The organism is Chitinimonas sp. (genome assembly GCF_041904975.1).
In the GTDB taxonomy this organism is placed as follows: domain Bacteria; phylum Pseudomonadota; class Gammaproteobacteria; order Burkholderiales; family Chitinimonadaceae; genus Chitinimonas.
This window is the reverse complement of the sequence record NZ_JAYRLZ010000028.1, coordinates 1-25,262: the sequence shown is the minus strand read 5'-3', so window position 1 is coordinate 25,262 and position 25,262 is coordinate 1. Positions and strand designations below refer to the sequence as shown.

Annotated in this window: 43 protein-coding genes; 34 read left to right on the top strand and 9 right to left on the bottom strand. The window is 59.1% G+C overall.

Annotated features, from left to right (window positions below; genetic code table 11):
* Positions 1–82 precede the first annotated feature (82 nt).
* The 29 genes from rplC (at position 83) to ACE3OH_RS04655 (ending at position 13,930) form a co-directional block, all read left to right on the top strand.
* Complete coding sequence (gene rplC, locus ACE3OH_RS04795) at positions 83–727, top strand: 50S ribosomal protein L3 (protein WP_374349114.1); 645 nt, start codon at positions 83–85, stop codon at positions 725–727.
* Positions 727–1,350, top strand: coding sequence for a 50S ribosomal protein L4 (rplD, locus tag ACE3OH_RS04790; RefSeq protein ID WP_374349112.1), 624 nt, complete (start codon positions 727–729; stop codon positions 1,348–1,350). Before rplC ends, rplD begins: the two co-directional genes overlap by 1 nt.
* The gene (gene rplW, locus ACE3OH_RS04785) at positions 1,347–1,652 is read left to right on the top strand and encodes a 50S ribosomal protein L23 (protein WP_374349110.1); all 306 of its coding nucleotides are present in this window, start codon (positions 1,347–1,349) and stop codon (positions 1,650–1,652) included. Before rplD ends, rplW begins: the two co-directional genes overlap by 4 nt.
* Positions 1,653–1,663: 11 nt before the next feature.
* On the top strand, positions 1,664–2,494 hold the full coding sequence (gene rplB, locus ACE3OH_RS04780) for a 50S ribosomal protein L2 (RefSeq protein ID WP_374349109.1): 831 nt from the start codon (positions 1,664–1,666) through the stop codon (positions 2,492–2,494).
* Positions 2,495–2,500: 6 nt separating this feature from the next.
* Complete coding sequence (rpsS, locus tag ACE3OH_RS04775) at positions 2,501–2,776, top strand: 30S ribosomal protein S19 (RefSeq protein WP_374349107.1); 276 nt, start codon at positions 2,501–2,503, stop codon at positions 2,774–2,776.
* A 9-nt stretch (positions 2,777–2,785) separates the two neighbouring features.
* Positions 2,786–3,115 (top strand): 50S ribosomal protein L22, encoded by a 330-nt coding sequence (gene rplV, locus ACE3OH_RS04770; RefSeq protein WP_374349105.1) that lies wholly within the window; start codon positions 2,786–2,788, stop codon positions 3,113–3,115.
* 7 nt (positions 3,116–3,122) lie between these two features.
* On the top strand, positions 3,123–3,827 hold the full coding sequence (gene rpsC / locus ACE3OH_RS04765; RefSeq protein ID WP_374349103.1) for a 30S ribosomal protein S3: 705 nt from the start codon (positions 3,123–3,125) through the stop codon (positions 3,825–3,827).
* Entirely contained in the window at positions 3,811–4,227 is a 417-nt protein-coding gene (rplP, locus tag ACE3OH_RS04760; protein WP_374349102.1) for a 50S ribosomal protein L16, read from the top strand. Before rpsC ends, rplP begins: the two co-directional genes overlap by 17 nt.
* 1 nt (position 4,228) lies before the next feature.
* Positions 4,229–4,417 (top strand): 50S ribosomal protein L29, encoded by a 189-nt coding sequence (rpmC, locus tag ACE3OH_RS04755; RefSeq protein ID WP_374349099.1) that lies wholly within the window; start codon positions 4,229–4,231, stop codon positions 4,415–4,417.
* Positions 4,418–4,681 (top strand): 30S ribosomal protein S17, encoded by a 264-nt coding sequence (gene rpsQ, locus ACE3OH_RS04750; protein WP_374349097.1) that lies wholly within the window; start codon positions 4,418–4,420, stop codon positions 4,679–4,681.
* Between the two features lie 224 nt (positions 4,682–4,905).
* Positions 4,906–5,274 (top strand): 50S ribosomal protein L14, encoded by a 369-nt coding sequence (rplN, locus tag ACE3OH_RS04745; RefSeq protein ID WP_374349095.1) that lies wholly within the window; start codon positions 4,906–4,908, stop codon positions 5,272–5,274.
* An 11-nt stretch (positions 5,275–5,285) separates the two neighbouring features.
* Positions 5,286–5,603 (top strand): 50S ribosomal protein L24, encoded by a 318-nt coding sequence (gene rplX, locus ACE3OH_RS04740; protein WP_374349094.1) that lies wholly within the window; start codon positions 5,286–5,288, stop codon positions 5,601–5,603.
* Positions 5,604–5,613: 10 nt separating this feature from the next.
* Entirely contained in the window at positions 5,614–6,153 is a 540-nt protein-coding gene (rplE, locus tag ACE3OH_RS04735) for a 50S ribosomal protein L5 (RefSeq protein ID WP_374349092.1), read from the top strand.
* Positions 6,154–6,161: 8 nt separating this feature from the next.
* A complete protein-coding gene (gene rpsN / locus ACE3OH_RS04730) occupies positions 6,162–6,467 on the top strand; it encodes a 30S ribosomal protein S14 (RefSeq protein ID WP_374349090.1) in 306 nt (101 codons plus the stop codon).
* An 11-nt stretch (positions 6,468–6,478) separates the two neighbouring features.
* A complete protein-coding gene (rpsH, locus tag ACE3OH_RS04725) occupies positions 6,479–6,874 on the top strand; it encodes a 30S ribosomal protein S8 (protein ID WP_374349089.1) in 396 nt (131 codons plus the stop codon).
* Between the two features lie 12 nt (positions 6,875–6,886).
* Positions 6,887–7,420, top strand: a complete 534-nt coding sequence (gene rplF / locus ACE3OH_RS04720; protein WP_374349087.1) for a 50S ribosomal protein L6 — start codon at positions 6,887–6,889, stop codon at positions 7,418–7,420.
* Between the two features lie 15 nt (positions 7,421–7,435).
* Positions 7,436–7,789, top strand: a complete 354-nt coding sequence (rplR, locus tag ACE3OH_RS04715; protein ID WP_374349085.1) for a 50S ribosomal protein L18 — start codon at positions 7,436–7,438, stop codon at positions 7,787–7,789.
* Positions 7,790–7,798: 9 nt separating this feature from the next.
* Positions 7,799–8,320 carry a 30S ribosomal protein S5 gene (rpsE, locus tag ACE3OH_RS04710; RefSeq protein WP_374349083.1) on the top strand — a complete coding sequence of 174 codons (522 nt, stop codon included), beginning with the start codon at positions 7,799–7,801 and terminating at the stop codon, positions 8,318–8,320.
* Positions 8,313–8,495 (top strand): 50S ribosomal protein L30, encoded by a 183-nt coding sequence (gene rpmD / locus ACE3OH_RS04705; protein WP_374349082.1) that lies wholly within the window; start codon positions 8,313–8,315, stop codon positions 8,493–8,495. Before rpsE ends, rpmD begins: the two co-directional genes overlap by 8 nt.
* Positions 8,496–8,930 carry a 50S ribosomal protein L15 gene (rplO, locus tag ACE3OH_RS04700; protein ID WP_374349080.1) on the top strand — a complete coding sequence of 145 codons (435 nt, stop codon included), beginning with the start codon at positions 8,496–8,498 and terminating at the stop codon, positions 8,928–8,930.
* Between the two features lie 19 nt (positions 8,931–8,949).
* The gene (gene secY, locus ACE3OH_RS04695) at positions 8,950–10,263 is read left to right on the top strand and encodes a preprotein translocase subunit SecY (protein ID WP_374349078.1); all 1,314 of its coding nucleotides are present in this window, start codon (positions 8,950–8,952) and stop codon (positions 10,261–10,263) included.
* A 35-nt stretch (positions 10,264–10,298) separates the two neighbouring features.
* Entirely contained in the window at positions 10,299–10,517 is a 219-nt protein-coding gene (gene infA / locus ACE3OH_RS04690) for a translation initiation factor IF-1 (protein WP_005674242.1), read from the top strand.
* A 29-nt stretch (positions 10,518–10,546) separates the two neighbouring features.
* A complete protein-coding gene (rpmJ, locus tag ACE3OH_RS04685) occupies positions 10,547–10,660 on the top strand; it encodes a 50S ribosomal protein L36 (RefSeq protein ID WP_072428311.1) in 114 nt (37 codons plus the stop codon).
* A gap of 68 nt (positions 10,661–10,728) precedes the next feature.
* A complete protein-coding gene (rpsM, locus tag ACE3OH_RS04680) occupies positions 10,729–11,091 on the top strand; it encodes a 30S ribosomal protein S13 (protein ID WP_374349074.1) in 363 nt (120 codons plus the stop codon).
* A 17-nt stretch (positions 11,092–11,108) separates the two neighbouring features.
* The gene (rpsK, locus tag ACE3OH_RS04675) at positions 11,109–11,501 is read left to right on the top strand and encodes a 30S ribosomal protein S11 (protein ID WP_374349072.1); all 393 of its coding nucleotides are present in this window, start codon (positions 11,109–11,111) and stop codon (positions 11,499–11,501) included.
* Between the two features lie 15 nt (positions 11,502–11,516).
* Positions 11,517–12,137 carry a 30S ribosomal protein S4 gene (gene rpsD / locus ACE3OH_RS04670; RefSeq protein ID WP_374349071.1) on the top strand — a complete coding sequence of 207 codons (621 nt, stop codon included), beginning with the start codon at positions 11,517–11,519 and terminating at the stop codon, positions 12,135–12,137.
* A 49-nt stretch (positions 12,138–12,186) separates the two neighbouring features.
* Entirely contained in the window at positions 12,187–13,170 is a 984-nt protein-coding gene (locus ACE3OH_RS04665) for a DNA-directed RNA polymerase subunit alpha (protein ID WP_374349069.1), read from the top strand.
* Between the two features lie 29 nt (positions 13,171–13,199).
* On the top strand, positions 13,200–13,589 hold the full coding sequence (rplQ, locus tag ACE3OH_RS04660) for a 50S ribosomal protein L17 (RefSeq protein ID WP_374349067.1): 390 nt from the start codon (positions 13,200–13,202) through the stop codon (positions 13,587–13,589).
* Positions 13,590–13,624: 35 nt separating this feature from the next.
* The gene (locus tag ACE3OH_RS04655; RefSeq protein WP_374349065.1) at positions 13,625–13,930 is read left to right on the top strand and encodes a hypothetical protein; all 306 of its coding nucleotides are present in this window, start codon (positions 13,625–13,627) and stop codon (positions 13,928–13,930) included.
* Positions 13,931–13,984: 54 nt separating this feature from the next.
* Here ACE3OH_RS04655 and ACE3OH_RS04650 read toward each other — a convergent pair whose 3' ends face one another.
* From ACE3OH_RS04650 to ACE3OH_RS04635, 4 genes are all read right to left on the bottom strand, one after another.
* Complete coding sequence (locus ACE3OH_RS04650) at positions 13,985–14,335, bottom strand: hypothetical protein (RefSeq protein ID WP_374349064.1); 351 nt, start codon at positions 14,333–14,335, stop codon at positions 13,985–13,987.
* A 182-nt stretch (positions 14,336–14,517) separates the two neighbouring features.
* On the bottom strand, positions 14,518–14,730 hold the full coding sequence (locus ACE3OH_RS04645) for a hypothetical protein (protein ID WP_374349062.1): 213 nt from the start codon (positions 14,728–14,730) through the stop codon (positions 14,518–14,520).
* 358 nt (positions 14,731–15,088) lie between these two features.
* Positions 15,089–16,501 carry an aspartate aminotransferase family protein gene (locus ACE3OH_RS04640; RefSeq protein WP_374349061.1) on the bottom strand — a complete coding sequence of 471 codons (1,413 nt, stop codon included), beginning with the start codon at positions 16,499–16,501 and terminating at the stop codon, positions 15,089–15,091.
* A gap of 121 nt (positions 16,502–16,622) precedes the next feature.
* The gene (locus tag ACE3OH_RS04635; protein WP_374349059.1) at positions 16,623–17,591 is read right to left on the bottom strand and encodes an alpha/beta fold hydrolase; all 969 of its coding nucleotides are present in this window, start codon (positions 17,589–17,591) and stop codon (positions 16,623–16,625) included.
* Positions 17,592–17,686: 95 nt separating this feature from the next.
* Between ACE3OH_RS04635 and ACE3OH_RS04630 the strand changes: the two genes are divergently transcribed.
* The 4 genes from ACE3OH_RS04630 to mutY all read left to right on the top strand — a co-directional run bounded on the left by ACE3OH_RS04630 (position 17,687) and on the right by mutY (position 20,776).
* A complete protein-coding gene (locus tag ACE3OH_RS04630; RefSeq protein WP_374349058.1) occupies positions 17,687–18,595 on the top strand; it encodes a LysR substrate-binding domain-containing protein in 909 nt (302 codons plus the stop codon).
* A gap of 57 nt (positions 18,596–18,652) precedes the next feature.
* Positions 18,653–19,078 carry a VOC family protein gene (locus ACE3OH_RS04625; protein WP_374349056.1) on the top strand — a complete coding sequence of 142 codons (426 nt, stop codon included), beginning with the start codon at positions 18,653–18,655 and terminating at the stop codon, positions 19,076–19,078.
* A gap of 79 nt (positions 19,079–19,157) precedes the next feature.
* A complete protein-coding gene (locus ACE3OH_RS04620; RefSeq protein ID WP_374349054.1) occupies positions 19,158–19,544 on the top strand; it encodes a VOC family protein in 387 nt (128 codons plus the stop codon).
* A gap of 143 nt (positions 19,545–19,687) precedes the next feature.
* Entirely contained in the window at positions 19,688–20,776 is a 1,089-nt protein-coding gene (gene mutY / locus ACE3OH_RS04615; RefSeq protein WP_374349053.1) for an A/G-specific adenine glycosylase, read from the top strand.
* A gap of 13 nt (positions 20,777–20,789) precedes the next feature.
* Here the strand turns inward: mutY and ACE3OH_RS04610 are convergent, their stop codons facing one another.
* The 5 genes from ACE3OH_RS04610 to ACE3OH_RS04590 all read right to left on the bottom strand — a co-directional run bounded on the left by ACE3OH_RS04610 (position 20,790) and on the right by ACE3OH_RS04590 (position 24,162).
* On the bottom strand, positions 20,790–21,338 hold the full coding sequence (locus ACE3OH_RS04610) for a DUF2062 domain-containing protein (protein ID WP_374349052.1): 549 nt from the start codon (positions 21,336–21,338) through the stop codon (positions 20,790–20,792).
* 63 nt (positions 21,339–21,401) lie between these two features.
* Positions 21,402–22,232 (bottom strand): GGDEF domain-containing protein, encoded by an 831-nt coding sequence (locus tag ACE3OH_RS04605; protein WP_374349050.1) that lies wholly within the window; start codon positions 22,230–22,232, stop codon positions 21,402–21,404.
* 19 nt (positions 22,233–22,251) lie between these two features.
* Positions 22,252–23,241: a TerC family protein gene (locus ACE3OH_RS04600; protein ID WP_374349048.1), complete on the bottom strand. Its 990-nt coding sequence runs from the start codon at positions 23,239–23,241 to the stop codon at positions 22,252–22,254.
* A 56-nt stretch (positions 23,242–23,297) separates the two neighbouring features.
* The gene (locus ACE3OH_RS04595; protein WP_374349046.1) at positions 23,298–23,750 is read right to left on the bottom strand and encodes a hypothetical protein; all 453 of its coding nucleotides are present in this window, start codon (positions 23,748–23,750) and stop codon (positions 23,298–23,300) included.
* A 10-nt stretch (positions 23,751–23,760) separates the two neighbouring features.
* Entirely contained in the window at positions 23,761–24,162 is a 402-nt protein-coding gene (locus tag ACE3OH_RS04590) for an HPF/RaiA family ribosome-associated protein (protein WP_374349045.1), read from the bottom strand.
* A gap of 121 nt (positions 24,163–24,283) precedes the next feature.
* Between ACE3OH_RS04590 and nhaR the strand changes: the two genes are divergently transcribed.
* Positions 24,284–25,177 carry a transcriptional activator NhaR gene (nhaR, locus tag ACE3OH_RS04585; RefSeq protein ID WP_374349044.1) on the top strand — a complete coding sequence of 298 codons (894 nt, stop codon included), beginning with the start codon at positions 24,284–24,286 and terminating at the stop codon, positions 25,175–25,177.
* The last annotated feature ends 85 nt before the right edge of the window (positions 25,178–25,262 follow it).

Genomic DNA, 25,262 nt, shown 5'->3' with positions numbered 1-25,262 from the left:
GTTTTGGCGAAGTTGTCAATAGGATCGACGGATTCTGAGTCGTGCTAGCCAATCGTAGCTAGCCCTTTGAAAGGAAATAACGATGAGCTTAGGACTTGTCGGGCGCAAGGTTGGTATGACCCGCGTCTTCGCTGAGGATGGTGCTTCCATTCCAGTGACGGTGCTGGATCTGTCCGCTAATCGCGTCACGCAAATCAAGACCGCGGAAACCGACGGCTACACCGCCGTTCAGGTTACCTTCGGTGAGCGCCGTGCTAGCCGTGTCAACAAGGCACAGGCTGGTCACTTTGCCAAGGCTGCTGTTGAAGCAGGTCGTGGCTTGCATGAATTCGCGCTGTCTGCTGAGCAATTGGCTCAGTTTCAGCCGGGTGCACAAATCTCCGTGGAAATCTTCTCGGTGGGTCAGCTGGTCGATGTGACTGGTACCTCGCAAGGTAAGGGTTTCTCGGGCGCTATCAAGCGTCACAACTTCAGCTCGCAGCGCGCGTCGCACGGTAACTCGGTGTCGCACAATGCGCCTGGTTCGATTGGTATGGCGCAGGATCCGGGTCGTGTGTTCCCGGGTAAGCGTATGGCCGGTCAGCTCGGTAACGTCAAGCGTACCGTGCAGAACCTGGAAGTTGTTCGTGTTGATGCAGAGCGTGGTCTGTTGCTGGTAAAGGGTGCTGTTCCTGGCTCCAAGGGCAACGACGTGGTTGTGCGTCCCAGCGTGAAGGCAGGTGCGTAATGGAACTCAAAGTCATCAATGCCAGCGGTCAGTCCGCTGCGAGTGTGACCGCTTCCGACGCCTTGTTCGGTCGCGATTACAACGAAGCCCTGGTTCACCAGGTTGTTACTGCCTTCCTGGCCAATGCCCGTAGCGGCAATCGCGCCCAGAAGGGCCGTAGCGAAATCGCCAAGTCGACCAAGAAGCCTTGGCGTCAAAAAGGTACGGGCCGTGCTCGAGCCGGTATGGCGTCCAGCCCTCTGTGGCGCGGCGGCGGTAAGATTTTCCCGAGCTCGCCCGACGAGAACTTCACTCAAAAAGTGAATCGCAAGATGTATCGCGCTGGTATTGCGACGATTCTGTCGCAGCTGGTTCGTGAAGACCGTCTTGCTGTCGTTGACCAGTTCGTCGCAGAAACCCCCAAGACCAAGGCGTTTGCCCAAAAGCTGGCTGCCATGGGTCTGGAAGAGCGCACGCTGATCGTGACCGACAATCTGGACGAGAACCTGTACCTGGCTTCGCGCAATCTGCCGAACGTGCTCGTGCTCGAGCCGTCGCAGGCTGATCCGGTCAGCTTGGTTCGCTTCAAGAAGGTGCTGGTAACTCGCGAAGCGCTGAAGCAAATCGAGGAGATGCTGGCATGACTCAATTGAACGAAGAGCGTTTGCTCCAGGTGTTGCTGGCCCCGGTGATCTCTGAAAAGAGCACCATGGTGGCCGACAAGAACGAGCAGGTCGTCTTCCGCGTTGTCGGTACCGCTACCAAGCCAGAAATCAAGGCTGCGGTGGAGTTGCTGTTCAAGGTGCAGGTCGAGTCCGTTCAGATCACCAACGTCAAGCCAAAGCAGAAGCGTTTCGGTCGTACGGCCGGTGTGCGCAAGGGCTGGAAGAAAGCTTACGTTGCCCTCAAGCCAGGTCAAGAAATTGACCTGCAGAACGCGCAGTAAGGAGAACGACGATGCTGGTTAAAGTTAAACCAACTTCCCCGGGTCGCCGCGGTGTTGTAAAGGTCGTGAATCCCGACCTGCACAAGGGCCGTCCTTACGCCCCGCTGGTCGAGTCGCAAAGCAAGAATGCTGGCCGTAACAATCGCGGCATTATCACTGTTCGCCATCAGGGCGGCGGTCATAAGCAGCACTACCGCATGATCGATTTCCGTCGCAACAAGGATGGCATTGTTGCCACCGTTGAGCGCCTGGAATATGACCCGAACCGTACCGCCCACATCGCGTTGCTGTGCTACGCCGATGGCGAGCGCCGCTACATCATCGCTCCGCGTGGCCTGAAGGTTGGCGCGCAAGTGGTCAGCGGTTCGGAAGCGCCGATCAAGACCGGTAATGCGCTGCCGCTGCGCAATATCCCGGTGGGTAGCACCATCCATTGCATCGAGATGCAACCAGGCAAGGGCGCGCAGATTGCTCGTTCCGCCGGTGCTTCGGTTCAATTGCTGGCTCGTGAAGGTGCTTACGCCCAGGTTCGTCTGCGTTCCGGTGAAATTCGCAAGGTGCATGTCGACTGCCGCGCCACGATTGGCGAAGTGGGTAACGAAGAGCACAGCCTGCGCAAGATCGGTAAAGCTGGTGCAGTGCGTTGGCGTGGTATCCGCCCGACCGTTCGCGGTACGGCGATGAACCCGATCGATCACCCGCACGGTGGTGGTGAAGGTCGTACCGGCGAAGGCCGCGTTCCGGTCAGCCCATGGGGCACGCCGACGAAGGGCTATCGCACGCGCAACAACAAGCGCACCAACGGCATGATCGTTCGCCGTCGGCATTCGAATAAGGGGTAATTAGATATGGCACGTTCCATTAAGAAAGGCCCGTTTGTCGACGCCCATCTGCTGAAGAAGATCGAAGCAGTGCGCGCTACCAGCGACAAGCGTCCGATCAAGACTTGGTCGCGTCGTTCGACCGTTTTGCCGGATTTCGTCGGCCTGACCATTGCCGTGCACAACGGCAAGCAACATGTTCCCGTGTACATCAACGAGAACATGGTTGGTCACAAGCTGGGCGAGTTCTCGCTGACCCGTACGTTCAAGGGTCACGCGGCCGACAAAAAAGCCAAGAAGTAAGGTGACGCTATGCAAACTTCCGCAATTTTGACGGGCGCTCGCATGTCGGCCCAAAAAGCACGCCTGGTCGCTGACCTGGTGCGTGGCAAGCCGGTCGAGCAGGCGCTCAATATCCTGGCCTTCAGCCCGAAAAAGGGCGCGGTCATCATCAAGAAGTTGCTGCTGTCGGCGATCGCAAATGCCGAGCACAACGATGGCGCCGATATTGACGCGCTCAAGGTGACCACTATTTATGTGGACAAGGGTGCTTCGCTGAAGCGTTTTGCCGCACGCGCCAAGGGCCGTGGCAATCGCATCGAAAAGCAAACCTGCCACATCACCCTGACCGTGGGCGAATGAGGACGATATGGGACAGAAAATTCATCCGACTGGCTTTCGTTTAGCCGTCAACAAGAACTGGGCTTCGAAGTGGTATGCGAATAGCAAGCACTTCCCGGCCATGCTCGCCGAAGACATCAAGGTGCGCGAGTTCCTGAAGAAAAAGTTGTCGCACGCCTCGGTTGGTCGCATCGTTATCGAGCGTCCAGCCAAGAACGCCCGCATCACCATTCACAGCGCCCGTCCGGGTGTGGTGATTGGCAAGAAGGGTGAGGACATCGAAGTCCTCAAGCGCGAACTGGTCAAGCTGATGGGTGTGCCCGTTCACATCAACATCGAAGAAATCCGCAAGCCGGAAATCGATGCGCAAGTGATCGCTGACTCCATCGCTGCTCAGCTGGAAAAGCGCGTGATGTTCCGTCGCGCCATGAAGCGTTCGATGCAAAACGCCATGCGTCTGGGTGCCCAGGGCATCAAGATCATGTCGTCGGGCCGTTTGAACGGTATCGAAATCGCACGTACCGAGTGGTACCGTGAAGGCCGCGTGCCTTTGCATACCCTGCGTGCCGACATCGATTACGCGACTTCGGAAGCCAAGACTACCTACGGCATCATTGGTATCAAGGTGTGGGTGTACAAGGGTGAAGTGAAGGCAGGCGAACAAGTGGTTGCCCAGCCTGAGCAAGCCGAACGCAAGCCGCGAAAGGGGCCTCGAAATGCTGCAGCCAACTAGACTCAAATACCGCAAACAGCAGAAGGGCCGTAACACCGGCGTTGCTACCCGCGGCAATAAGGTTAGCTTTGGCGAGTGGGGCCTGAAGGCGATCGCACGTGGTCGTTTGACTGCCCGCCAGATCGAAGCTGCTCGTCGTGCCATGACCCGTCACATCAAGCGTGGTGGTCGTGTGTGGATCCGTGTATTCCCGGACAAGCCGATTTCTTCCAAGCCCGCCGAAGTCCGGATGGGTAACGGTAAGGGTAGTCCTGAGTACTATGTCGCTGAAATTCAGCCTGGCAAGGTGCTGTACGAGATGGATGGTGTGGACGAGACGCTCGCCCGCGAAGCCTTCCGCCTGGCCGCCGCCAAGTTGCCGATCGCGACGACTTTCGTAACCCGACATGTGGGGCAGTGAGATGAAGACGACTGAACTGCGTAGTAAGTCGGCCGAAGAGCTCAAGGCTGAGCTCACCTCGCTCCTGAGGGCTCAGTTTGGTCTGCGCATGCAGCTGGCTACCCAGCAGCTTGCCAAGACCAGCGAACTGAAGCGTGTTCGCCGCGAAATCGCGCGTGTACGCACCCTCATGGCTGAGAAGGTGGCCTAAATGACTGAAACCAAACTGAAGCGTACGTTGACTGGCCGTGTGGTCAGCGACAAGATGGACAAGACTGTGACCGTGCTGGTTGAGCGTAAGGTAAAGCACCCGCTCTACGGCAAGATCATCCGCCTGTCCAAGAAGTACCACGCTCACGATGAAACCAACGCTTACGGCGAAGGTGACATGGTGACGATCGAAGAAACCCGTCCGCTGTCCAAGACCAAAGCTTGGATCGTGACTGGTCTTATCGAAAAGGCACGCAACGTTTAATTTTCGAGGCTTCGGCCTCTAGAGTTTTTCGTTAAAACGCTTGCCAGGGCATTCTAATCGTATTAGAATGCCCTGCTTTTCATCCATCGCCAAGTTCGTTCTGAGTTTGGTGTTGTTTGATTCTTCTCCCTTGCGGGATCCAAAACTGGCCGTCGTGCCGTGGCTTGCTGCGGCTCCGCCGCGTACGTCGGCGGCAGTGACGGGTTAAGTTGGAGGTTTTTTACATGATTCAAATGCAATCCATGCTGGATGTTGCAGACAACACTGGTGCGCGCACAGTTATGTGCATCAAGGTTCTCGGTGGCTCCAAGCGTCGCTATGCCTCGGTTGGCGACATCATCAAAGTATCCATCAAGGATGCGGCTCCGCGCGGGCGTGTAAAGAAGGGCGACGTGTATAACGCCGTCGTTGTTCGCACGGCCAAGGGTGTTCGTCGCCCCGATGGTCAATTGGTCAAGTTCGACGGCAATGCCGCCGTACTCCTCAATAACAAGCTCGAGCCGATCGGCACCCGTATTTTCGGGCCGGTAACGCGTGAACTGCGTACCGAACGCTTCATGAAGATCGTCTCGCTGGCGCCGGAAGTGCTGTAAGGAGTGCGCGAATGAACAAGATCAAGCGCGGCGACGAAGTCGTCGTAATCACCGGCAAGGACAAGGGCAAGCGCGGTACCGTGCTCAGCATCCTGGCTGAAGACAAGGTTGTGGTTGAAGGCGTTAACGTCGTCAAGAAGCACCAAAAGCCGAACCCGATGCGTGGCGAGGCTGGCGGTATTGTTGACAAGACGATGCCCATCCACGTTTCGAATGTGGCTATCTTCAATCCGGCCAGCCAGAAGGCTGATCGTGTTGGTTTCAAGCTGCTCGACGACGGCAAGAAGGTTCGCGTGTTCAAATCGAACGGCGAAGTGGTCGGGGGCTAAGGGGTAGAATATGGCTCGTCTGCAAGATTTCTACAAAGAAACCGTCGTACCGGCGTTGACTGAAAAGTTCGGCTACAAGTCGATCATGGAAGTGCCGCGTATCGAAAAAATTACCATCAACATGGGTGTTGGTGAGGCTGTAGCTGACAAGAAGGTCATGGAACACGCCGTTGGCGACCTGACCAAGATTGCCGGCCAAAAGCCAGTGGTGACACTGTCGAAGAAGTCGATCGCCGGCTTCAAGATTCGTGACAACTACCCGGTCGGCTGCAAGGTTACCTTGCGTCGTGAGCGTATGTACGAATTCCTGGATCGTCTGGTCACCGTGGCTATTCCACGTATCCGTGACTTCCGTGGTATTTCCGCCAAGTCGTTTGACGGCCGCGGCAATTACAACATGGGCGTCAAGGAACAGATCATTTTCCCGGAAATCGAGTACGACAAGATCGATGCTCTGCGCGGGATGAATATCACCATTACGACGACCGCGAAGACGGACGACGAAGCGCGTGCGCTTCTCGCTGCCTTCAAGTTCCCGTTCAAGAACTGAGGTTTGACATGGCCAAACTTGCTTTGATCAACCGTCAAGAAAAGCGCGAAAAGCTGGTGGCAAAGTTTGCCGCCAAGCGTGAAAAGCTGGAAGCAATCATCAACGACCAAAGCGTGTCCGAAGAAGACCGTTTTGCTGCCCGTCTGAAGCTGCAAGCTTTGCCGCGTAATGCTAACCCGACCCGCCTGCGTAACCGTTGCGCAATCACCGGTCGTCCCCGTGGTGTTTTCCGCAAGTTCGGCCTTGGCCGTAACAAGCTGCGCGAGATCGCCATGAAGGGCGAGATCCCTGGTGTCGTCAAGGCCAGCTGGTAAGGAGATCACGAATGAGTATGCATGATCCCATCGCCGATATGCTGACCCGTATCCGTAACGCGCAGCGTGCGGACAAGCAATCGGTATCGATGCCGTCTTCCAAGGTCAAAGTGGCAATCGCCAATGTCCTGAAGGAAGAGGGCTACATCGAAAACTTCGCCATTACTGGCGAAGAAAAGAAGCCTCAGCTCGACATCGAGCTCAAGTATTACGCCGGTCGTCCGGTTATCGAGCGCATCGATCGCGTTTCGAAGCCTGGTCTGCGTATTTACAAGGGTGTCACTGATATTCCTAAGGTCATGAATGGCCTTGGTATCGCCATCGTCTCCACCTCGCGTGGTGTGATGACCGATCGCAAGGCTCGCGCCCAGGGTATCGGCGGCGAACTGTTGTGCTTCGTGGCTTAAGGAGGGGTAGATATGTCTCGCGTAGCTAAGAACCCCATTTCCCTGCCAGCAGGTGTTGAAGTCAAGGTTGCAGGTGGCGAAATCGTCGTGAAGGGCCCGCTGGGTACCGCGACCCGTCCTGTTAACCCGGCTGTCGAAATCAAGCTCGACAACAATGTGCTGACCTTTGCGGCTGCCGATGAGAGCAAGCATGCACGTGCCATGTCCGGCACCATGCGCGCCCTGATGGCCAATATGGTTACCGGTGTGTCCAAGGGCTTCGAGCGTAAGCTGAACCTGGTTGGCGTGGGCTACCGTGCTCAAGCCCAGGGCGATACGCTGAACCTGACGCTTGGTTTCTCGCACCCGGTTGCACACAAGATGCCGGCTGGCGTCAAAGTCGAAACTCCGTCGCAAACGGAAATCATCCTGAAGGGTATCGATAAGCAGCAGGTCGGCCAGGTGGCCGCCGAAGTTCGCGCTTACCGTGCTCCGGAGCCTTACAAGGGCAAGGGTGTTCGTTACAGCGACGAAGTGGTGGTCTTGAAAGAGACCAAGAAGAAGTAATCGAGGCTGAAGATCATGGACAAAAAAGAAACTCGCTTGCGCAGGGCCCGCAAAACCCGTGCCCGTATTGCAGAGTTGAAGATGGTTCGCCTGTCGGTGCACCGCTCCAACAGCCATATCTACGCACAGGTTATCGACGAAACCGCAGGCAAGGTGCTGGCCAGCGCTTCCACTCTGGAAGCCGACGTTCGCAAGGACGTGGCCAATGGCGGCAACGCCGCTGCCGCTGCCGTCGTTGGCAAGCGCATCGCTGAAAAGGCGAAGGCTGCTGGCGTCACTGCTGTTGCGTTTGATCGCTCTGGCTTTCACTACCACGGCCGCGTCAAGGCGCTGGCTGATGCGGCTCGTGAAGCCGGCCTCGAATTCTAAGGAGTAATCATGGCTAAGTCTGATATCGAAGATCGCGGCGACGGCTTGCGCGAAAAGATGATCAGCGTCAACCGCGTCACGAAAGTGGTGAAGGGTGGCCGGATCATGGGTTTCGCAGCGCTGACCGTGGTTGGCGATGGTGATGGCCGCATCGGCATGGGCAAGGGCAAGTCGAAGGAAGTGCCTGTCGCCGTGCAAAAGGCAATGGAAGAAGCCCGTCGCAAGCTGGTCAAGATCAGCCTGAAGAACGGTACCGTTCAGCACGCAGTTGTCGGCAAGCATGGTGCTACCACCGTGTTCATGCAGCCAGCCGCCGAAGGTACGGGTATCAAGGCGGGCGGTCCGATGCGTGCTGTGTTCGAAGTGATGGGTGTAACCAACATTTCGGCAAAGTGCCACGGCTCCACCAATCCGTATAACCTGGTTCGTGCCACGCTGGATGGCCTGAGCAAGTTGCGCACCCCTGCGGAAATCGCGGCGAAGCGCGGCCTGACGGTGGACGATGTGCTTGGAGGCGAGGCAAATGGCTGAGGCTCGTATCAAGGTAACGCTCGTCAAGAGCCTGATCGGTCGTCTGGAGTCGCATAAGGCCTGTGCCCGTGGTCTGGGTCTGCGTCGCATGCACCAAACGGTCGAAGTGATCGATACGCCGGAAAATCGCGGCATGATCAACAAGATCAGCTATCTGCTGAAAAGCGAGGGCTAAATGGAACTGAATACGATCAAGCCAGCTGAGGGTGCAACCCACAGCAAGAAGCGCGTCGGTCGTGGTATCGGCTCCGGTTTGGGCAAGACCTGTGGCCGTGGTCACAAGGGTCAAAAGTCCCGCTCCGGTGGCTTCCACAAGGTTGGCTTCGAAGGCGGTCAAATGCCTTTGCAGCGTCGCCTGCCAAAGCGTGGCTTCAAGTCGCTGACCAAGGGTCTGACTGCCGAATTGCGCACTGGCGATCTTAGCAAGCTGCCGGTTGAAGAAGCTGATCTGCTGGTTCTCAAGCAGTCGGGTCTGGTTCCTGCCGGTGTCCGTTCGGTCAAGCTGATTCTGGCTGGTAAGGTAGAGAAGGCGGTCAAGCTGCGTGGTGTGGTTGCCACTGCAGGTGCTCGTGCTGCTCTCGAAGCTGCCGGCGGCAGCATTGCTGAATAAGGCGAAATGAGGCTTAGACGTGGCGAATCCAGCACAAGCCAGTACCGCTAGCAAGTTTGCGGATCTAAAAAAGCGAATCTGGTTTTTGATTGGTGCGTTGATCGTCTATCGCATCGGTGCGCATATCCCAGTTCCCGGTATCAACCCCGCGGAACTGGCGCACCTGTTCGATACGTCGAAGAGCGGTGCGGGTCTGCTGAACATGTTCAACATGTTCTCTGGTGGCGCCTTGCAGCGTTTCACGATCTTCGCGATCGGAATCATGCCGTATATCTCGTCCTCCATCGTTCTGCAGCTGGCTGGTGAAATCCTGCCCAGCCTGAAAGAGCTGAAGAAGGAAGGCGAGGCGGGGCGACGCAAGATTACGCAGTACACGCGTTATGCGACGGTAATTCTGGCAACGGCACAAAGTTTCGGTATAGCGGTCATGTTGTTCCGCCAGCCGAATCTGGTTCTTACCGGTCAGGTGGAATTCTATTTCACCACCGTGCTTACCCTGGTTACCGGTACCATGTTCCTGATGTGGTTGGGTGAGCAGGTCACCGAGCGTGGTCTGGGCAACGGTATTTCCATTCTGATTTTCGCTGGTATCGCTGCCGGTATTCCCGGATCGATCACCAAGACGATCGGTTTGGCCAATCAGGGCGCTCTGCCGACCCTGTTGGTGCTTGCGCTTGGTGCCGGCGTAGTGTTGCTGGTGGCCGGTGTCGTATTCGTGGAACGTGGCCAGCGCAAAGTGCTGGTCAATTACGCGAAACGGCAGATGGGCAATCGTGTCGTCCAGGGTCAAAGCACGCACCTGCCGTTGAAGTTGAATATGGCCGGTGTCATCCCGCCGATTTTCGCGTCCAGCATCATCTTGTTCCCGGCAACCGTATTGTCGTGGACCGGAAATTCGGAGCGGTTTGGCTGGTTGAAGCGATTCGGTGACATGTTGCATCCAGGTCAGCCGGTTTATGTGTTGATGTATGCGGCTGCCATTATCTTTTTCTGTTACTTCTACACTGCCTTGGTTTTCAATCCCAAGGAGACGGCGGATAACCTGAAAAAGAGTGGCGCATTCATCCCGGGGATCCGCCCTGGTGATCAGACTGCCAAGTACATCGAGCGGGTGATCCTGCGTTTGACGCTGATTGGCGCGGCCTACATCACGCTGGTTTGCTTGATTCCCGAGTTCTTGCTGCTTCAGTGGAGTCTGCCATTCTATTTTGGTGGTACGTCTTTGCTGATCGTGGTGGTAGTAACGATGGACTTCATGGCGCAAGTGCAGTCCTACCTGTTGTCCCATCAGTATGAGAGCCTGCTCAAAAAGGCCAATTTCAAAGCTGGTTAATACCGCCAGCCAAGAACCAGTAATGCGAACGAGTCATGTCGAAGGAAGACGTCATTCAGATGCAGGGGGAGGTTCTTGAGAATCTCCCTAACGCGACTTTTCGGGTGAAGTTGGAAAATGGCCACGTAGTGCTCGGCCATATTTCCGGGAAAATGCGGATGCACTATATCCGCATACTTCCCGGAGACAAGGTTACCGTAGAGCTCACGCCCTACGACTTGTCCCGTGCCAGGATCGTCTTCCGCGCCAAATGACGCGGGTTTTTTATTGAAAGGATAGAGCGATGCGAGTTCAAGCTTCGGTCAAGAAGATCTGCCGTAACTGCAAGGTCATCCGCCGCAACCGTGTTGTGCGTGTGATTTGCACCGATCCGCGGCACAAGCAACGGCAAGGCTGATAGCCATTGTCGCTAGCATGTTCTCATGCTAGAATCTACGACTTTTTAAATTTGGGGTAACGCAAATCATGGCCCGTATTGCTGGGGTGAACATACCCAATCATCAGCATACCGTCATTGGCCTGCAAGCCATTTACGGAATCGGACAGACTCGTGCTAAGGCCATCTGCGCCACCGCCGGTGTTCCTACAGATCGCAAGATCAAGGACCTGACGGACGCAGAAATGGACAAGCTGCGCGAAGAAGTCGGCAAGTTTACGGTTGAGGGTGACCTCCGCCGTGAAATCACTATGAACATCAAGCGTTTGATGGACCTCGGTTGTTACCGTGGTCTGCGTCACCGTCGCGGCCTGCCCGCGCGTGGCCAGCGCACCCGCACGAACGCCCGCACCCGCAAGGGACCGCGCAAGGCGATTGCCGGAAAGAAGTAAGCACTTAAGGAATAGCAATGGCTAAAGCAAACACAGTGCGTGTACGGAAGAAAGTCAAAAAGACCGTGTCGGAAGGCATCGTGCATGTGCACGCTTCCTTCAACAACACGATCGTGACCATCACTGATCGTCAAGGGAATGCTCTCTCCTGGGCTACCTCGGGCGGTGCTGGTTTCAAGGGCTCTCGGAAAAGTACACCATTCGCTGCTCAGGTAGCAGCGGAGCACGCTGGTAAAGTTGCCCAGGAATATGGTGTAAAGAACCTCGAAGTGCGTATCAAGGGACCCGGCCCCGGCCGTGACTCCGCTGTGCGTGCGTTGAATGCGCTGGGCTTCAAGATCACCAGCATTTCCGACGTTACCCCCGTACCGCACAACGGCTGTCGTCCGCCGAAAAAGCGTCGTATTTAATTCCGGAGACCCGAGATGGCACGTTATATCGGACCGAAATGCAAACTTTCGCGTCGTGAGGGCACTGACCTGTTCCTCAAGAGCGCCCGTCGCGCGCTCGACAGCAAGTGTAAGTTGGATACCAAACCCGGTCAGCATGGCGCTAAGCAGCCACGTCTGTCTGGCTACGGTGTCCAGTTGCGTGAAAAGCAAAAAATCCGCCGTATCTACGGCGTGCTTGAGCGCCAATTCCGTCGCTACTTTGAAGAAGCGTCGCGTCGCAAGGGCTCTACAGGCGAAAACCTGCTGAAGCTGCTCGAAGCACGTCTCGACAACGTCGTGTATCGCATGGGCTACGGCTCGACGCGCGCTGAAGCCCGTCAGCTGGTTGGTCACAAGTCGATCACGGTGAATGGCGAAGTCGTCAATATTCCGTCGTATCAGGTTAAGGCTGGCGATGTCGTGTCGGTACGCGACAAGTCGAAGAAGCAGGTTCGCATCGCCGAAGCGCTCGCTTTGGCTGAACAAATCGGCTTCCCTGGCTGGGTGACTGTTGATCCCAAGAAGATGGAAGGCGTGTTCAAGTCGTCGCCAGAGCGTGCCGACCTGTCCAGCGACATCAACGAGCAGCTCGTTGTTGAGTTCTACTCGAAGTAATCGTTGGCCGTAATTCGGACTGCCGTTTCGATAAAGGGATTGATTGTTTATGCAAAGCAATGCGAATGACTTGCTGAAACCGCGCATCATTGATGTGCAGGCATCGTCGTCTACCCAGGCGCGTGTCGTGATGGAGCCGTTTGAGCGTGGCTACGGCCATACGCTCGGCAATGCTTTGCGCCGCATCCTGTTGTCGTCCATGCCCGGTTTCGCCCCCACTGAAGTGAAGATTGAGGGCGTGCTGCATGAGTACTCGGCACTTGACGGTGTTCAAGAGGATGTCGTTGATATCCTCTTGAACCTCAAGGGTGTGGTGCTGAAGCTGCACGGTCGTGGCGAAGCCCTGTTGTCCTTGAAAAAGGATGGCGAAGGTGTCGTCAAGGCTTCTGATATCGATGTTCCGCATGATGTCGAGATCGTTAACCCGGACCATGTGATTGCCAACCTGTCTTCAGGCGGCAAGCTTGCAATGGAAATCAAGGTCGAAAAGGGCCGTGGTTACCAACCTGCCGTGGTGCGTGTGGATAAGGAAGAAGGCCGCCACATTGGGGCCATCTTGCTTGACGCCTCGTTCAGCCCGATTCGTCGCGTAAGCTATGCGGTCGAAAGCGCCCGCGTGGAACAGCGTACCGATCTGGACAAGCTGGTGATCGAGATCGAGACCAATGGTGCGGTTGATCCCGAAGAAGCGGTCCGCTATGCGGCTCGTGTACTGGTAGAGCAGTTGGCTGTGTTTGCCGACCTGAAGAGCACGGAAGTCGAGCCTGAAGCGCCACGCGCGCCGCAGGTCGATCCGATTCTGCTCCGTCCGGTGGACGACCTCGAGCTGACCGTTCGCTCGGCGAATTGCTTGAAGGCCGAGAACATTTATTACATCGGTGACCTGATCCAGCGCACCGAAACCGAATTGTTGAAGACGCCGAATCTGGGCCGTAAGTCCTTGAATGAAATCAAGGAAGTGCTGGCTTCGAAGGGTCTGACGCTCGGCATGAAGCTGGAAAACTGGCCGCCGGTCGGCCTGGAAAAGCCATAAGCCAGGCTCGATAGGAAAAGGATAGACACATGCGTCATCGTCAAAGTAATCGCAAACTGAATCGCACGACGAGCCATCGTCTGGCGATGCTGCGTAACTTGGCCAATGCCTTGCTGAAGCACGAAGTCATCAAGACGACGTTGCCGAAGGCCAAGGAGTTGCGCCGCGTTGCGGAGCCACTGATCACCCTGGGCAAGCAAGAACGTTCGGTCGCAAATCTGCGTCTGGCATTCGATCGCACCCGTGATCGTGAACTGACCCTCAAGCTGTTCGATGTATTGGGCCCACGTTACAAGAACCGTAACGGCGGCTACCTGCGGATCCTGAAGTATGGTTTCCGCCAGGGCGACAATGCACCGATGGCACTGGTTGAGCTGATCGACCGTCCGGACACCGCCGAGGCAGTGTCCGCCGAGTAAGCCTCGGTTCGGTGAGCAGGAAGCGTGGCCAAGCCGTGCTTCTGCGCAAAGCTGAAAACAAAGCCCGCACATTTGTGCGGGCTTTGTTGTTTGGGCCATCGGTGATGATGTCGGTCGTACTGGCTTATGCGGGTGGGGATCGCGCCGTGGTGGTGAGCACGCCTGTGTTGATCGTCGATCTGGCTGTGGGACTGGCGGTTGCAGCGGAATCCAGGCACTGCCGCCGGGCGAATACGGTCACGCTATTCCCGGCGTCATGCAGCGGCATCGCCGTTCTATTGATGCACATGCAGCGCATCGCGCTGCGCTTCAGATGCGCCTTAACGAAGCATTACGCCTAACGGCTGTTCTCCCCGATTTGGGGGCTGTTCGAAGTCATTAGTGCGGTTATGGTCTTAATACGCGCGCCCCATTTTAGCCAAACTACCGCCGATTAAATCTATCTTGAAATACCAATCCAATATATCGCCGGTCACATTGGTTCCAGAACACACAACACGAACACCGTAGGCAGTGTCTTCTACCAAATACTCGCAATGGAAATCTTCTGGCGGGGTTAACTGGGCTATTAGCGCCCCACTGCCGTTATAGACATTGAGTTTCCGTATTGCCCAATCGGCTGGCAAAGCTAGCACCACGCCACGCTTGGCGTCGTAGCGTACCTGACGAAGGTTCTGAAGGATTACCTGCTTTGATCCATCATCCCAGGATGCCGACTTGGTGGCTTCATCAAACACAAAAGACAATACCTGCACCACAAATCTTTCTAATTGTTGCCAACAACTTCAGCTGAATCATGGCGATGCGGCTGGCAATACAGCGATTGTGCGCGGGTTCCTTTCTGGCACCCGCCCTGCCGACCTCAACGAAAGCCCCTTATCGTAAGGGGCTGTGGGTACATCGTTGATACCGTCGCAGGTCTTCCGGCTTATTCGACCTTCCTTCTGGGTTTGGTCAAGCACGTCTCGGGGTCGTTCTTCAGGGCTGTGTGACGGTTCAGAGTCGCGACGAACTCTGGCGCAATTTTGTCGTTCGTCATGGCCAACAGTGCCTCCATCTCGGCAGAGCGAGGCGGGTATTGGTCTACCGGCGGCAGCCCCATCTTCTTGAGATATTCGCTGCGTTCCTGATCGGTCATCATTATCAATACCTCTGCCTTCAACATATCGAACAATTGCTGGATCTTCCAGTCGAGCCGCGGTCTCTTTGTTTCTTTCGCGAGAATTGTGAACGAATTCGAACGGCACCTGCGAATCGCCCTTGTATCGATCAATAACTGACGTATGACCTCGCTCGCGCCAATGCGGGAAAAAAGCTGGTGCAGACCTTACATACATACATTCTGCGCTGTCTTGACTGCTTGGCGAACTGCCGGCAAAGCAAACTGACGGCAATGGAAGCTGACGGATTGTTACTCTGCATGTCGCATCGCTGCAAGCCTTGCGCCCGTATGCAGCGGCGGCGCGCTGGTTCGGTACTGTCGCTATCGCGGGCCATTGTTAGCCACCCGCCAAACCCAGCGCCCGCGCTGCCGCCTCCAGCGCCTGCCACACCCGCTCCACATCAGCCTCGCTGGTGCGCCAGTTGCTGAAGGCGGCGCGTATGCCCCAGCGTCCTTGGTAGACCGTCGGGGTAACAAAGGCCTCGCCATCGTCACGTACCCGCCGAATCAGCGCCTGGATGGTGGCTTCGTCGGCGCTGCCGGGTTGTTTGAGGCCAAAGCACACGACATTGAGGCGCACCGGCGCCAGCAGCTTGAATGATGCCGATGCTGCGATCAGCTCCCCAAGGTGGCGGGCGTGGCGGCTGCAGCTTTCCACCATGCTACGCACGCCATCACTGCCATAGGCGCGCAAGGCGAACCAGCTGGGTAGGGCGCGCAGGCGGCGCGAGTTTTCCGGCGTCAGGTGGACGAAGTCGGGCGTGCCGCTAGGCCGCCCCAGGTAGGCGGCGCTGTTCTGGAATACTTTGAGCTGCAGATCGGGTCGGCGGCTGAATTGAACGGCGGCGTCGTAGGGGACGTTCAGCCATTTGTGCAGGTCGATGCATAGCGAATCGGTCTGCTCCATGGCCGTTACCAGATGGGCATGTGCCGGCGCGGTGGCGGCGAAGGCGCCAAAGGCGGCGTCGATGTGCAGCCAGAAGGGATAACGGGTTCGTAGCGCGACCAAGCCTTGCAGATCGTCAAAGTCCACCGTGTTCACCGTGCCGGCATTGGCGACCACCAGGCAGGGGGCGCCGGCAAGGGCGATCAAGCGCGCTTCCAGTGCCGCGAGGTCTATGGCTTCGCGGTCGGGCAGGCAGGCGATGGTCTCGATGGATTGGCGCCCAAGCCCGAGCATGGAGGCGGCTTTGTAAATGCTGGAGTGCGGCGTGCCAGACAAAATGGTGACCGGGCCGAGCGCCGCCAGCCCTTGTTCGGCCACGCTGATGCCACTTTGCTCGGCCAACCATTCGCGCCCGATCGCCAGCCCGACAAAGTTCGACATCGTGGCGCCGCTGACAAAGGCGCCGTGCAGCTCGTCGCCAAGCCGGAACAGCTGGCGCAACAGGGCAAGCGCTTCACGTTCCAGATCGGGCGCGCTGCTATCAAGGCTGGAAGTCGGGTTCTGGTCGTAGCTCGACACCAGCCAGTCGGCGGCCAGGGCGGCTGGCGTAGCGCCGCCGGTCACAAAGCCGAGATAGCGCGGGCCGCTGGAGCCGGAAAAGCCGGCGGCAAAGCGTGCATTGAAGTCGGCCAGCGCGGCGCTGAATCCGCCGCCGTCCGGCTGTAACGGGGTAAGGGGCGGTGCCGTCGGGGCAATGGCTACCGGGCGGCTATCGAGCGAGGCGAGTATGCGGCGGGCTTCATCGCAAGTCTGCTCAAGGATCTGGTCAAGGCGGGCGAGATCCTGTTGGAGGGTGGGCGTCATGGTGGCGTTTCCGATGTTTGCGTGGCTGGGCAGTGGCGTAGGGGCGGCTTTAGCCGCGAAGGCAGGTTCAATCGCGCGATAGCCGCTCCCAAAGCACAGCGTATCGTCAGGTATGCGGTGTTTATTGTTGCCGGCAGTCTGGCGTTTGCAGCAGAAATCGCTGCACGGCAGCGAAATACTCGTCCGGGTTTTCAATAAAGGCGCGATGCCCGGCCCGCTCGACGATGGTCTGGCTGACGCGTGCCTTGGACAAGGCTGCGACGGTTTCGGCGGCGATGCGCGGCGAGGCGACGATGTCGCGGCGACCGGTGATCACCAGCACCGGCAGCTGCAGCGCGGCCATGCGAGGCCGTAGGTCATAGCCCTTCAGGGCGCCGTTGACCACTCGCTCGCTGTCGTCGCCCATAAAGGCGGCATACACCGCGCCCCTGAAGGCATCGCGCGGGTCGGGCGAGCGGTAGCGCTTGGCGGCATTGCGTGGGTCGAACCAGTACACATTGTCAGCCACCTCGCCATACAGGTTCTGATAGGCCTCGCTACCGCTCTTCACTCCTTGCGCATACATCGCCTCCAGCTTGTCCCAGTGCGCGGGATATTGCTCGGCAATGGCGCGGTTCAGCGCCACCACATGGTCGGCAAACGAGGCATCGCTATGCATGCCGCTGCTGATGATCAGGCAAGCAACGCGCTCGGGGTGCTGCAGGCTGTATTCGATGGCAGGGAGCGAGCCATAGCTATTGCCCAGCAGCACCAGTTTTTCGGCATGCAGCGCCAACCGCAGTGCCTCGATGTCGGTTGCGTCGCGCGGCACCGAGTGCAACTTGCTGGCGGGCAGGCGATCGGAGCGGCCGCGATCGATCGCATCGAAATACACCAGCTCGTGCTGGCTATGCAGGCGCTCGAACCAGGGCTGGAAGAAGGTATGGTTGCCGCCCGGCCCGCCGGGAATCAGCACTACCGGCGCCCCGTGGGCGCTGCCATGCCGCTCGAAATAGATCTGGCCATCATTTGATGGGGCAAAGTCGGCTGCGGCAAACAGGGGGAGCAGGCTGGCGATCAACGCGCCGGTGCGGGCAAGGGTAGGGAACATGGTGGCATCCTCAACGGGTTACGGAGATGCCAGCGTAGCGAAACCATGGTTAGCCATGGTTTAATGGTCATATCTGTGTGGTAAGTATAGCTTACATGTCGGCCTTGCCATCCCTTGCCGCCTTGCGCAGTTTCGATGCCCTGGCGCGCCATTTGCACTTTCGTCGCGCAGCAGACGAGCTGTCGGTCAGCCATGCTGCCATCAGCCAGCAAATCCGCCAGCTGGAGCTTGATCTGGGCGTGCAGCTGTTCCAGCGCAGTCGCGCCGGGGTGGCCTTGACTGCCGAAGGGCGCCGACTGCTGACCGGCGTGGCGCCGGCATTCGGCCTGCTGCGCGACGCAGTCGACAGCGTGCGCCGTGGCCGCTCGCAAGCGGCGCCGGCCTCGCTGCGCGTCAGCCTGCTGCCCTCCTTGGCCACCTGCTGGCTGTATGCGCGGCTGCCCGACTGGTATGCCTGCCATCCCGAGCTGAATCTGGAGCTGGAAACCACCACCCGGGTGGTGGCGTTGGGCGAAGCCGGCGCACCCGATGCGGCGATCCGCTTTGGCAATGGCGACTGGCCCGGCTGCGTGGCGGAAAAGCTGTGTGATGACTGGCTGGTGGCCGTGATCAGCCCGGCTTTGCGCGCGCGCCTGGGCGCCGGGCCAGCCGAGTCGCTGTTCAGCCGTGCCACGTTATTGCGCCACTATGGCGCCGCCTGGCCGCAGTGGCTCAGGCAAGTCGGCCTGCCACCGCAGGCGGGCAAGCCCGGCCCCTTGTTCCAGGATGCCGGCGTGATGGTGGAAGCCTGCAAGGCCGGGCAGGGGATCGCGCTGGCGCGGCGCACCCTGGTCGCCGATGCGCTGGCCGCAGGCACCTTGCTGCGTGCTCATCCAGCAGCGGTGCCGGCAGACGGGGCGAACTATCTGGTCTATGCCGATGCGGCCAATCCGCCAGGCATTAACAGTCTGCGCAACTGGTTGGTACGGCAGGTGGACATGGCGGGCTATCGGCGGGCGCCGTGACTGCCAGTGCTGCTATTGCGGCCTTGGATAAGCATTCAATTCATTCGTGGAGCAAGCATGCAGCCTCGTCTTAGTTTCATCACCCTAGGTGTCAGCGACCTGGATCGCGCCCGCGCCTTCTATGGCGAGGTGCTGGGCTGGCCCGTATCGGCGAAAAGTCAGGCCGGCGTGGCGTTTTTCCAGCTCAATGGTTTTGTGCTGGCCTTGTATCCGGCCCGTGCCCTGGCGCGCGATGCCGGCCTGCCGGCAGAGGGCGCGCCCGGTGCTGCCCGCCTGTGCCTGGCGCATAACGTCGCCGAGCGTGCCGAGGTGGATAGCCTGCTGGCCGAACTGGCAGCCAAGGGTGCCACCATCACCCGCCCGGCTTTCGATACAGATTGGGGAGGCCGTGCCGGCTATTTTGCCGACCCGGATGGCAATCTGTGGGAGGTGGCGTGGAATCCGGGTGGCTACCTCGATGCCGCGGGCAATTTCGTGTTCTGAGGCGGCTAGCGGCTTACCGCGCCTTGCATTGACACTGGCGCCAACCATACTGGCCAAAACCACGGAGCGGGAGCTTGTCATGAAACGGGTAAGCGGTATTGGCGGCATTTTTTTCAAGGCCAAGGATGCGCCGGCCTTGCGGGCTTGGTATCAGCGCCATCTCGGCATCGATGTGCAAGAGTGGGGCGGCGCGGCGTTCAGTTGGGCCGATGCCGATGGCAAGCCACAGGCCGGCACCACCATCTGGTCGATCGGTCCGGCCGAAGGCGATTATTTTGCGCCCAGCAGCGCGCCATTCATGATCAATTACCGGGTGGACGATGTGCATGGGCTGGTCAAGCTCTTGCGGGAAGAAGGCTGTGATGTGCTCGACAAGGTCGATGAGTCGGAATACGGCATCTTTGCCTGGGTGATCGATCCGGAAGGCAACAAGATCGAGCTGTGGCAGCCACCGGCCGGGCAGTGATCACGGCGCGCTGCCGATCTCGGCCGTCGCGGTGCTCCCGCGGATCTCGGCCAGGGGCGGTAACAAGGCCAAGCGCGCAGGTGTTCGCATGAATTTGGCAACACCCCGTATAGTGCGCACCTTTGTTGAACCGATCATCCGCCATGGCGAATCACCACACTGCACTCACCCCTTCCGGCCCGCGCCTGCCCGCCTTCGCCCAGCGCCTTGTGCGCTGGCAGCGCGCCCATGGCCGACATGATCTGCCTTGGCAGGTGAGCGACCCCTACCGCGTGTGGCTGTCGGAAATCATGTTGCAGCAAACCCAGGTGGCGACGGTGGTGCCTTACTTTGAGCGCTTCGTTGCAGCGTTTCCGACAGTGGCTGATCTGGCCGCTGCCTCGCTCGATCAGGTGCTGGCACATTGGGCCGGGCTTGGCTATTACAGCCGCGCCCGCAATCTGCACAAGGCGGCACAGATGGTGATGGCGTGCTTTGCCGGACAGTTTCCCGATAGCGCTGCGGTGCTGGCCGAGCTGCCCGGCATTGGCCGCTCGACCGCCGCTGCCATTGCCGGTTTTTGCTTTGCCGAGCGCACGCCGATTCTCGATGGCAACGTCAAACGGGTACTGGCGCGCTGGGCGGGCGTCGAAGGCTTCCCCGGCGAGAAGGCGGTGGAAAAGCAGCTATGGGTCTGGGCCGAGGCGCTGCTGCCCGAATCCGCCGCCGATATGCCGGCCTATACCCAGGGCCTGATGGATCTGGGCGCCAGTCTGTGCAGTCGCAGCAAACCAGCCTGCGCGGCTTGTCCGCTGCGCGACGATTGCCGCGCCCATATCGAAGGCCGGCAGGCCGAGCTGCCGACCCGCAAGCCGAAAAGAGTGGTGCCGGAACGCGCCACCTGCATGCTGTTGATCCGCCATGGTGATCGCATCCTGCTGGAAAAGCGGCCGCCAACCGGCATCTGGGGCGGTATGTGGGGCTTGCCCGAAGTGGCAGATAGCGCGGCCGCGCTGGCCTGGTGCGAGAGCCAAGGCTTGCGGGTGAAGCTGGGCGCCGCCGGCCCGGCCTTGCTGCATGTATTTACCCATTTCCGCCTGACCATCGTGCCGCAAGCCATCGAGGTGCTGGGCGAGGCCGGGCGGGTGGCCGAGGGGGCTTATCAGTGGTATCGCTTGCATGATGCGCTAGAGGCGGCGATTCCGGTGCCGGTACGCAAGCTGTTGCTTCAGCAGGGGTCAGGGCTTGACTGATGCCGGCTCTGCGCTATGCCGCAGCCGCACGCCGGCGCCGCTGTCTGAGCCGCTGCACGGTGTAGAGGCGCCAGCCGACATGCACCAGTGCGTATGCGAGGCCGGCCATGGCAAGTGCCAGCACCGGCAGGCCGATCAGCAAGGCGCTGCCCTGCGCCTGCAGCCAGCCTAGCCACTGCTCGGCGCTGGCGTGCAGCTCGCTCCAGCGGAATTCGGGCGGTGGGAGATGGGCGCTGCCGGGGTCCGCGCCGCTCAGCAGGCTGCCCAGATAATAGGCAAGCAGATACAAGGGCACGATGGTCAGCGGATTGCTGACCAAGGTGCCCAAGGCTGCCACGGGCAGATTGACGCGGAACAGGCAGCAGGCCAGGGTGGCGCCCAACAACTGCAGCGGGCCGGGAATCATGGCGCAGGCAAGGCCGATGGCTGCGCCGCCTGCTATGGCGCGGCGATTGAGCTGCCATAATGCCGGCGCCTGCAGCCAGGGGGCAAAGCGGGCCAGCAGGCGGTTGCCGGCAAGCGTTTCCTGCTTGGGAAGCCAGCGGTGCAGATGTTTTCGCATGATCGAGCTGTCTCTTGTTGCCAATGAACCCGGGTATTGCCTGCGCCGGTTTGCGCGACGCATTCAATGCTGTGCCAGACGAATGCCGTTTTTGGCGCCGTGCTTGACCTCGTACATCAGGGCGTCGGCACGCTTGAGCAAAACATCCACTTCGGTCGGCGCGCTGGCAAAGGCAGCAATCCCGATGCTGAACGTGACCGGGAATCCGCCAGCGCGCATTTCGCCATCTAGGCGTTGCTGCAGCAGGCGTATCAGCGCCTCGGCCTCACTGGCTGTAGTCTGTGGCAACAGCAGGGCAAACTCGTCGCCACCCAGCCGGGCGGCAAGGTCGGCCGACCGGCGCCTGGAGCCGAGCACGTCGGCGACCTTGCGTAGCAGCGCATCACCTGCCTCATGGCCATGTCGGTCGTTTACCGCCTTGAAGCCATCAATATCGATGAATACACTGGCAAGTGGCGTGCCGTGCCGCTGCGCGCGCGCCAGTTCGTCGGCACAGCAGGCATGAAAGGCGCGGCGATTGGCCAGTCCGGTCAGGGCATCGGTGGTGGCTGCCCGGGTTTCGCGCTGCAGGGCATTGCGCCAGTGGATCACCAGCACCACGACGGCAAGGAAAACCAGCAGACGCGCACCGATATTGAACGCCATGATGGCGATGGATGGCTGCGCGGCAAGCAGCAGCCAGTCGACCAGCGCCCAGATGGTGATGCTGAGCAGCGCCACCATCACGCTGCTCAGCACCTGACCGTGCCAGGCCACGGCAATCACCGGCAGCAGGAAGAACAGATGAAATTCCAGCTGCTCGCCCGCCAGATAGTGCAGGTATCCCACCACTGGCACGGCAAGGCAGGCGAGCACTACTGCCTGTTGTTTGCGTGCGGCCTTGTCCACTTCCATCGCACACCTCTGCGCTGTGCTAGGGGCTTTGTATCAGGGGCGGCGCCGTGCGTGTCTTGTAGATCGATACGGCGATGCCACCGCCCAGCAGACCGAAGGTAATGCCCAGCGATACCAGGGCCGGCACCTTTCCGTCGAACAGCCATTCCGCCAGGAAGATCTTGCTGCCGATGAACACCAGGATCAGCGCCAGCGCGTACTTCAGGTAGTGGAAGCGGTGCAGCACGGCGGCCAGGGCAAAGTACAGGGCGCGCAGGCCGAGAATCGCGAAAATATTCGAGGTGTAGACGATGAACGGGTCGGTGGTGATCGCCAGAATGGCCGGCACACTGTCGATGGCAAATACCAGGTCGATGGTTTCCACCATGACCAGGGCCAGAAACAGCGGGGTGACCCACCACACCGGCTTGCCATCACTGCCGGCAGCGGGTTGGCGCACAAAGAAGTGCTGGCCATGCAGCTGCGGTGTGATGCGCAGATGGCGGCGCAGCAAGCGCAACACCGGATTGCCATTCAGGTCGGTTGCCTCTTCCTTGGCAAACAGCATCTTGATGCCGGTAAACACCAGGAATACACCGAATACATACAGCAGCCAGTGGTATTGGGCGACCAGGCTGGTGCCGGCGCCGATCATCAAGGCACGCAGCACGATCACGCCGAGGATGCCCCATAGCAATACCCGGTGCTGGAATTCACGTGGTATTGCCAGAAAGCTGAAGATCAGCGAAATGACAAAGATATTGTCCAGCGACAGGCTTTTTTCGATGACAAAGCCGGTATAGAAATTCATGCCGGCCGCGGCACCCAGGTAATACCAGACCCAGCCGCCGAAAGCGACGCCAGCGGCGATATAGAAGGCTGACAGCTTGAGGCTTTGCGCCACGCCGATTTCGCGCTGCTTTTTGTTCAATAGCCCCAGATCCAGCACCAGCAAGCTGAGCACAATGCCCAGAAAGGCCAGCCACATCCAGGCCGGCTTGCCTAACCATAAAGCGCTTAAGGTTTCCATTGTATTTCTCCCTTGCCGTAGCCAGCGGGCGCTGGCTACGGATCAGACATTGCCGCTCAGGCGGCAGATTGGGTGCTGCGTGAAGGATGGCCCGCTTTGGTGCGGGGCAGGGTGATCTGGTGCAGGTCGTACTGCCACAGCGCCATGGCGCGAGCAATCAGTACCGCTTCGCCATCGGCCAGAAAGCCATCGGCATCGGCAATATCGAGCATGGCACGCAATACCGGGATTTGCAGGGCCGGATCGTTGACATCGCCGAGCAACTGGTCGATCAGCTCGTCACCCAGTTCCAGCTGGGCGGAGCCGTTCATGCTGACGCATTGCAGCATGTCGTCGCACAGCTCTTGGGTAACCCGATGAAACAGCGACTCCTCGATGCCCAATTGATCCAGCACCTGGCTGCGTTGCAGCGCAAGCAGTTCGGAGCGGTCAAGGCCGCCATCGGCCAGCAGGGCCAGGGCAATCAGGCGGGACATGGCCTCGGGGCCATTGCTTGGATAGTGGCGCATGGTGTTCCTCCTAGTGGCTGGCATGCTGGCGGGTGTTGCCTGGGGCTGCGTCGGCCGATGCGACATCGCTGTCGTCAGCGGCTGCCAGCCAGGCATCGCTGGCATCGAACTGGCGCTGGCGCCCCAGCTTGCGCATGACGGTGCGGCTGGCTCGCTCGCTGGCACGGTTGATGGCGATATACAGATCGGCCTCGCAGTCTTCGATCACCACATCGGGCAGGTGATGCAGCGAGACCTGGATATGGCAGTGCTTGTCGATGCCGCCGCGCGGGCCATTGATATCGGAAAGCCTTACCGTGACCTTGTGGATATGGGCATCGAGCCGGCCCAGGGCAAAATCAAGTCGTCGTTCCACATGCTGCGACAGGGCTTCGGTAAGCAGAAAATTACGCGCCTTGATATCGGTTTTCATCGCTTCGTCCTTGTGGCTGGGTTAAACAACACGGCCAGTCTAGTGCGATGGATTGGCAAAGAATAATCGAATAAACTTTGATGATATTTCAGAAAAAGTGAAGTAATTATCTGTGAACTCCTTGAACTTCAAGCACCTGCAATACTTCTGGACTGTCGCCAAGGCTGGCGGCGTGATGCGCGCCAGCGAGCAGCTGCACGTCACGCCGCAGGCGATCAGCGGCCAGCTGCGCCTGTTGGAGGAATCACTCGGTGCCAGCCTGCTGCAAAAGCAGGGGCGCGGACTGGAGCTCACCGATATGGGCCGGCTGGTGCTGAGCTATGCCGACGAGATTTTCAGCCTCGGTGAGGAGCTCAAAGAAGCGGTCAGCGTGGGGCCAGCCGGTGTGCCGCGCGAGTTTCGCGTCGGTATTGGCGATATGGTGCCGAAAACCGTGGCGTTTCACCTGCTGCAGCCGGCCTTGCAGCTCAGCCCGCCGCAGCGCCTGATCTGCCGGGAAGGGCAATTGCTGGAGCTATTGGGCGAATTGGCAATGCACAGGCTGGATCTGGTGATTGCCGATCGGCCGTTGACGGCGGAGGCCAATATCAAGGGCTTCAATCATCTGCTTGGCGAAAGTGGCCTGACCGTGATGGGGGTGCCGGCCCTGTGCAAGCAATATGCGGGTGAGTTTCCGGCCTGCCTCAATGGCGCCCCTTTCCTGCTGCCGGGGCCCGATGCGGCGATACGGCCACGTCTGCTGGCATGGCTTGCCCAGCGGCAGATCAAGCTCAAAGTGGTGGGTGAATTTGACGACGGCGCCCTGCTCAAGGCCTTTGGCAAGGCAGGGGCGGGTTTCTTTATCGCACCAACCGTCTTGCAAGAGGAAGTAGCCGCCGACTATGCAGTGAGCGCCATCGGGGAGCTGAGCGGTTTGGGCGAGCAGTTCTACGCGATCTCGGTCGAGCGACAGATTCGCCATCCAGCCGTACTGGCCGTGAACGAGCAGGCGCGACACGCCTTGTTTGTTGCTTGAGCGAGGTTGGAAGATGACTATTGATTCGGCTATCGAACCTTGGCAGTAGCAGGAGCGGGCCATGCCCGCGATGGCGGCGCTGATC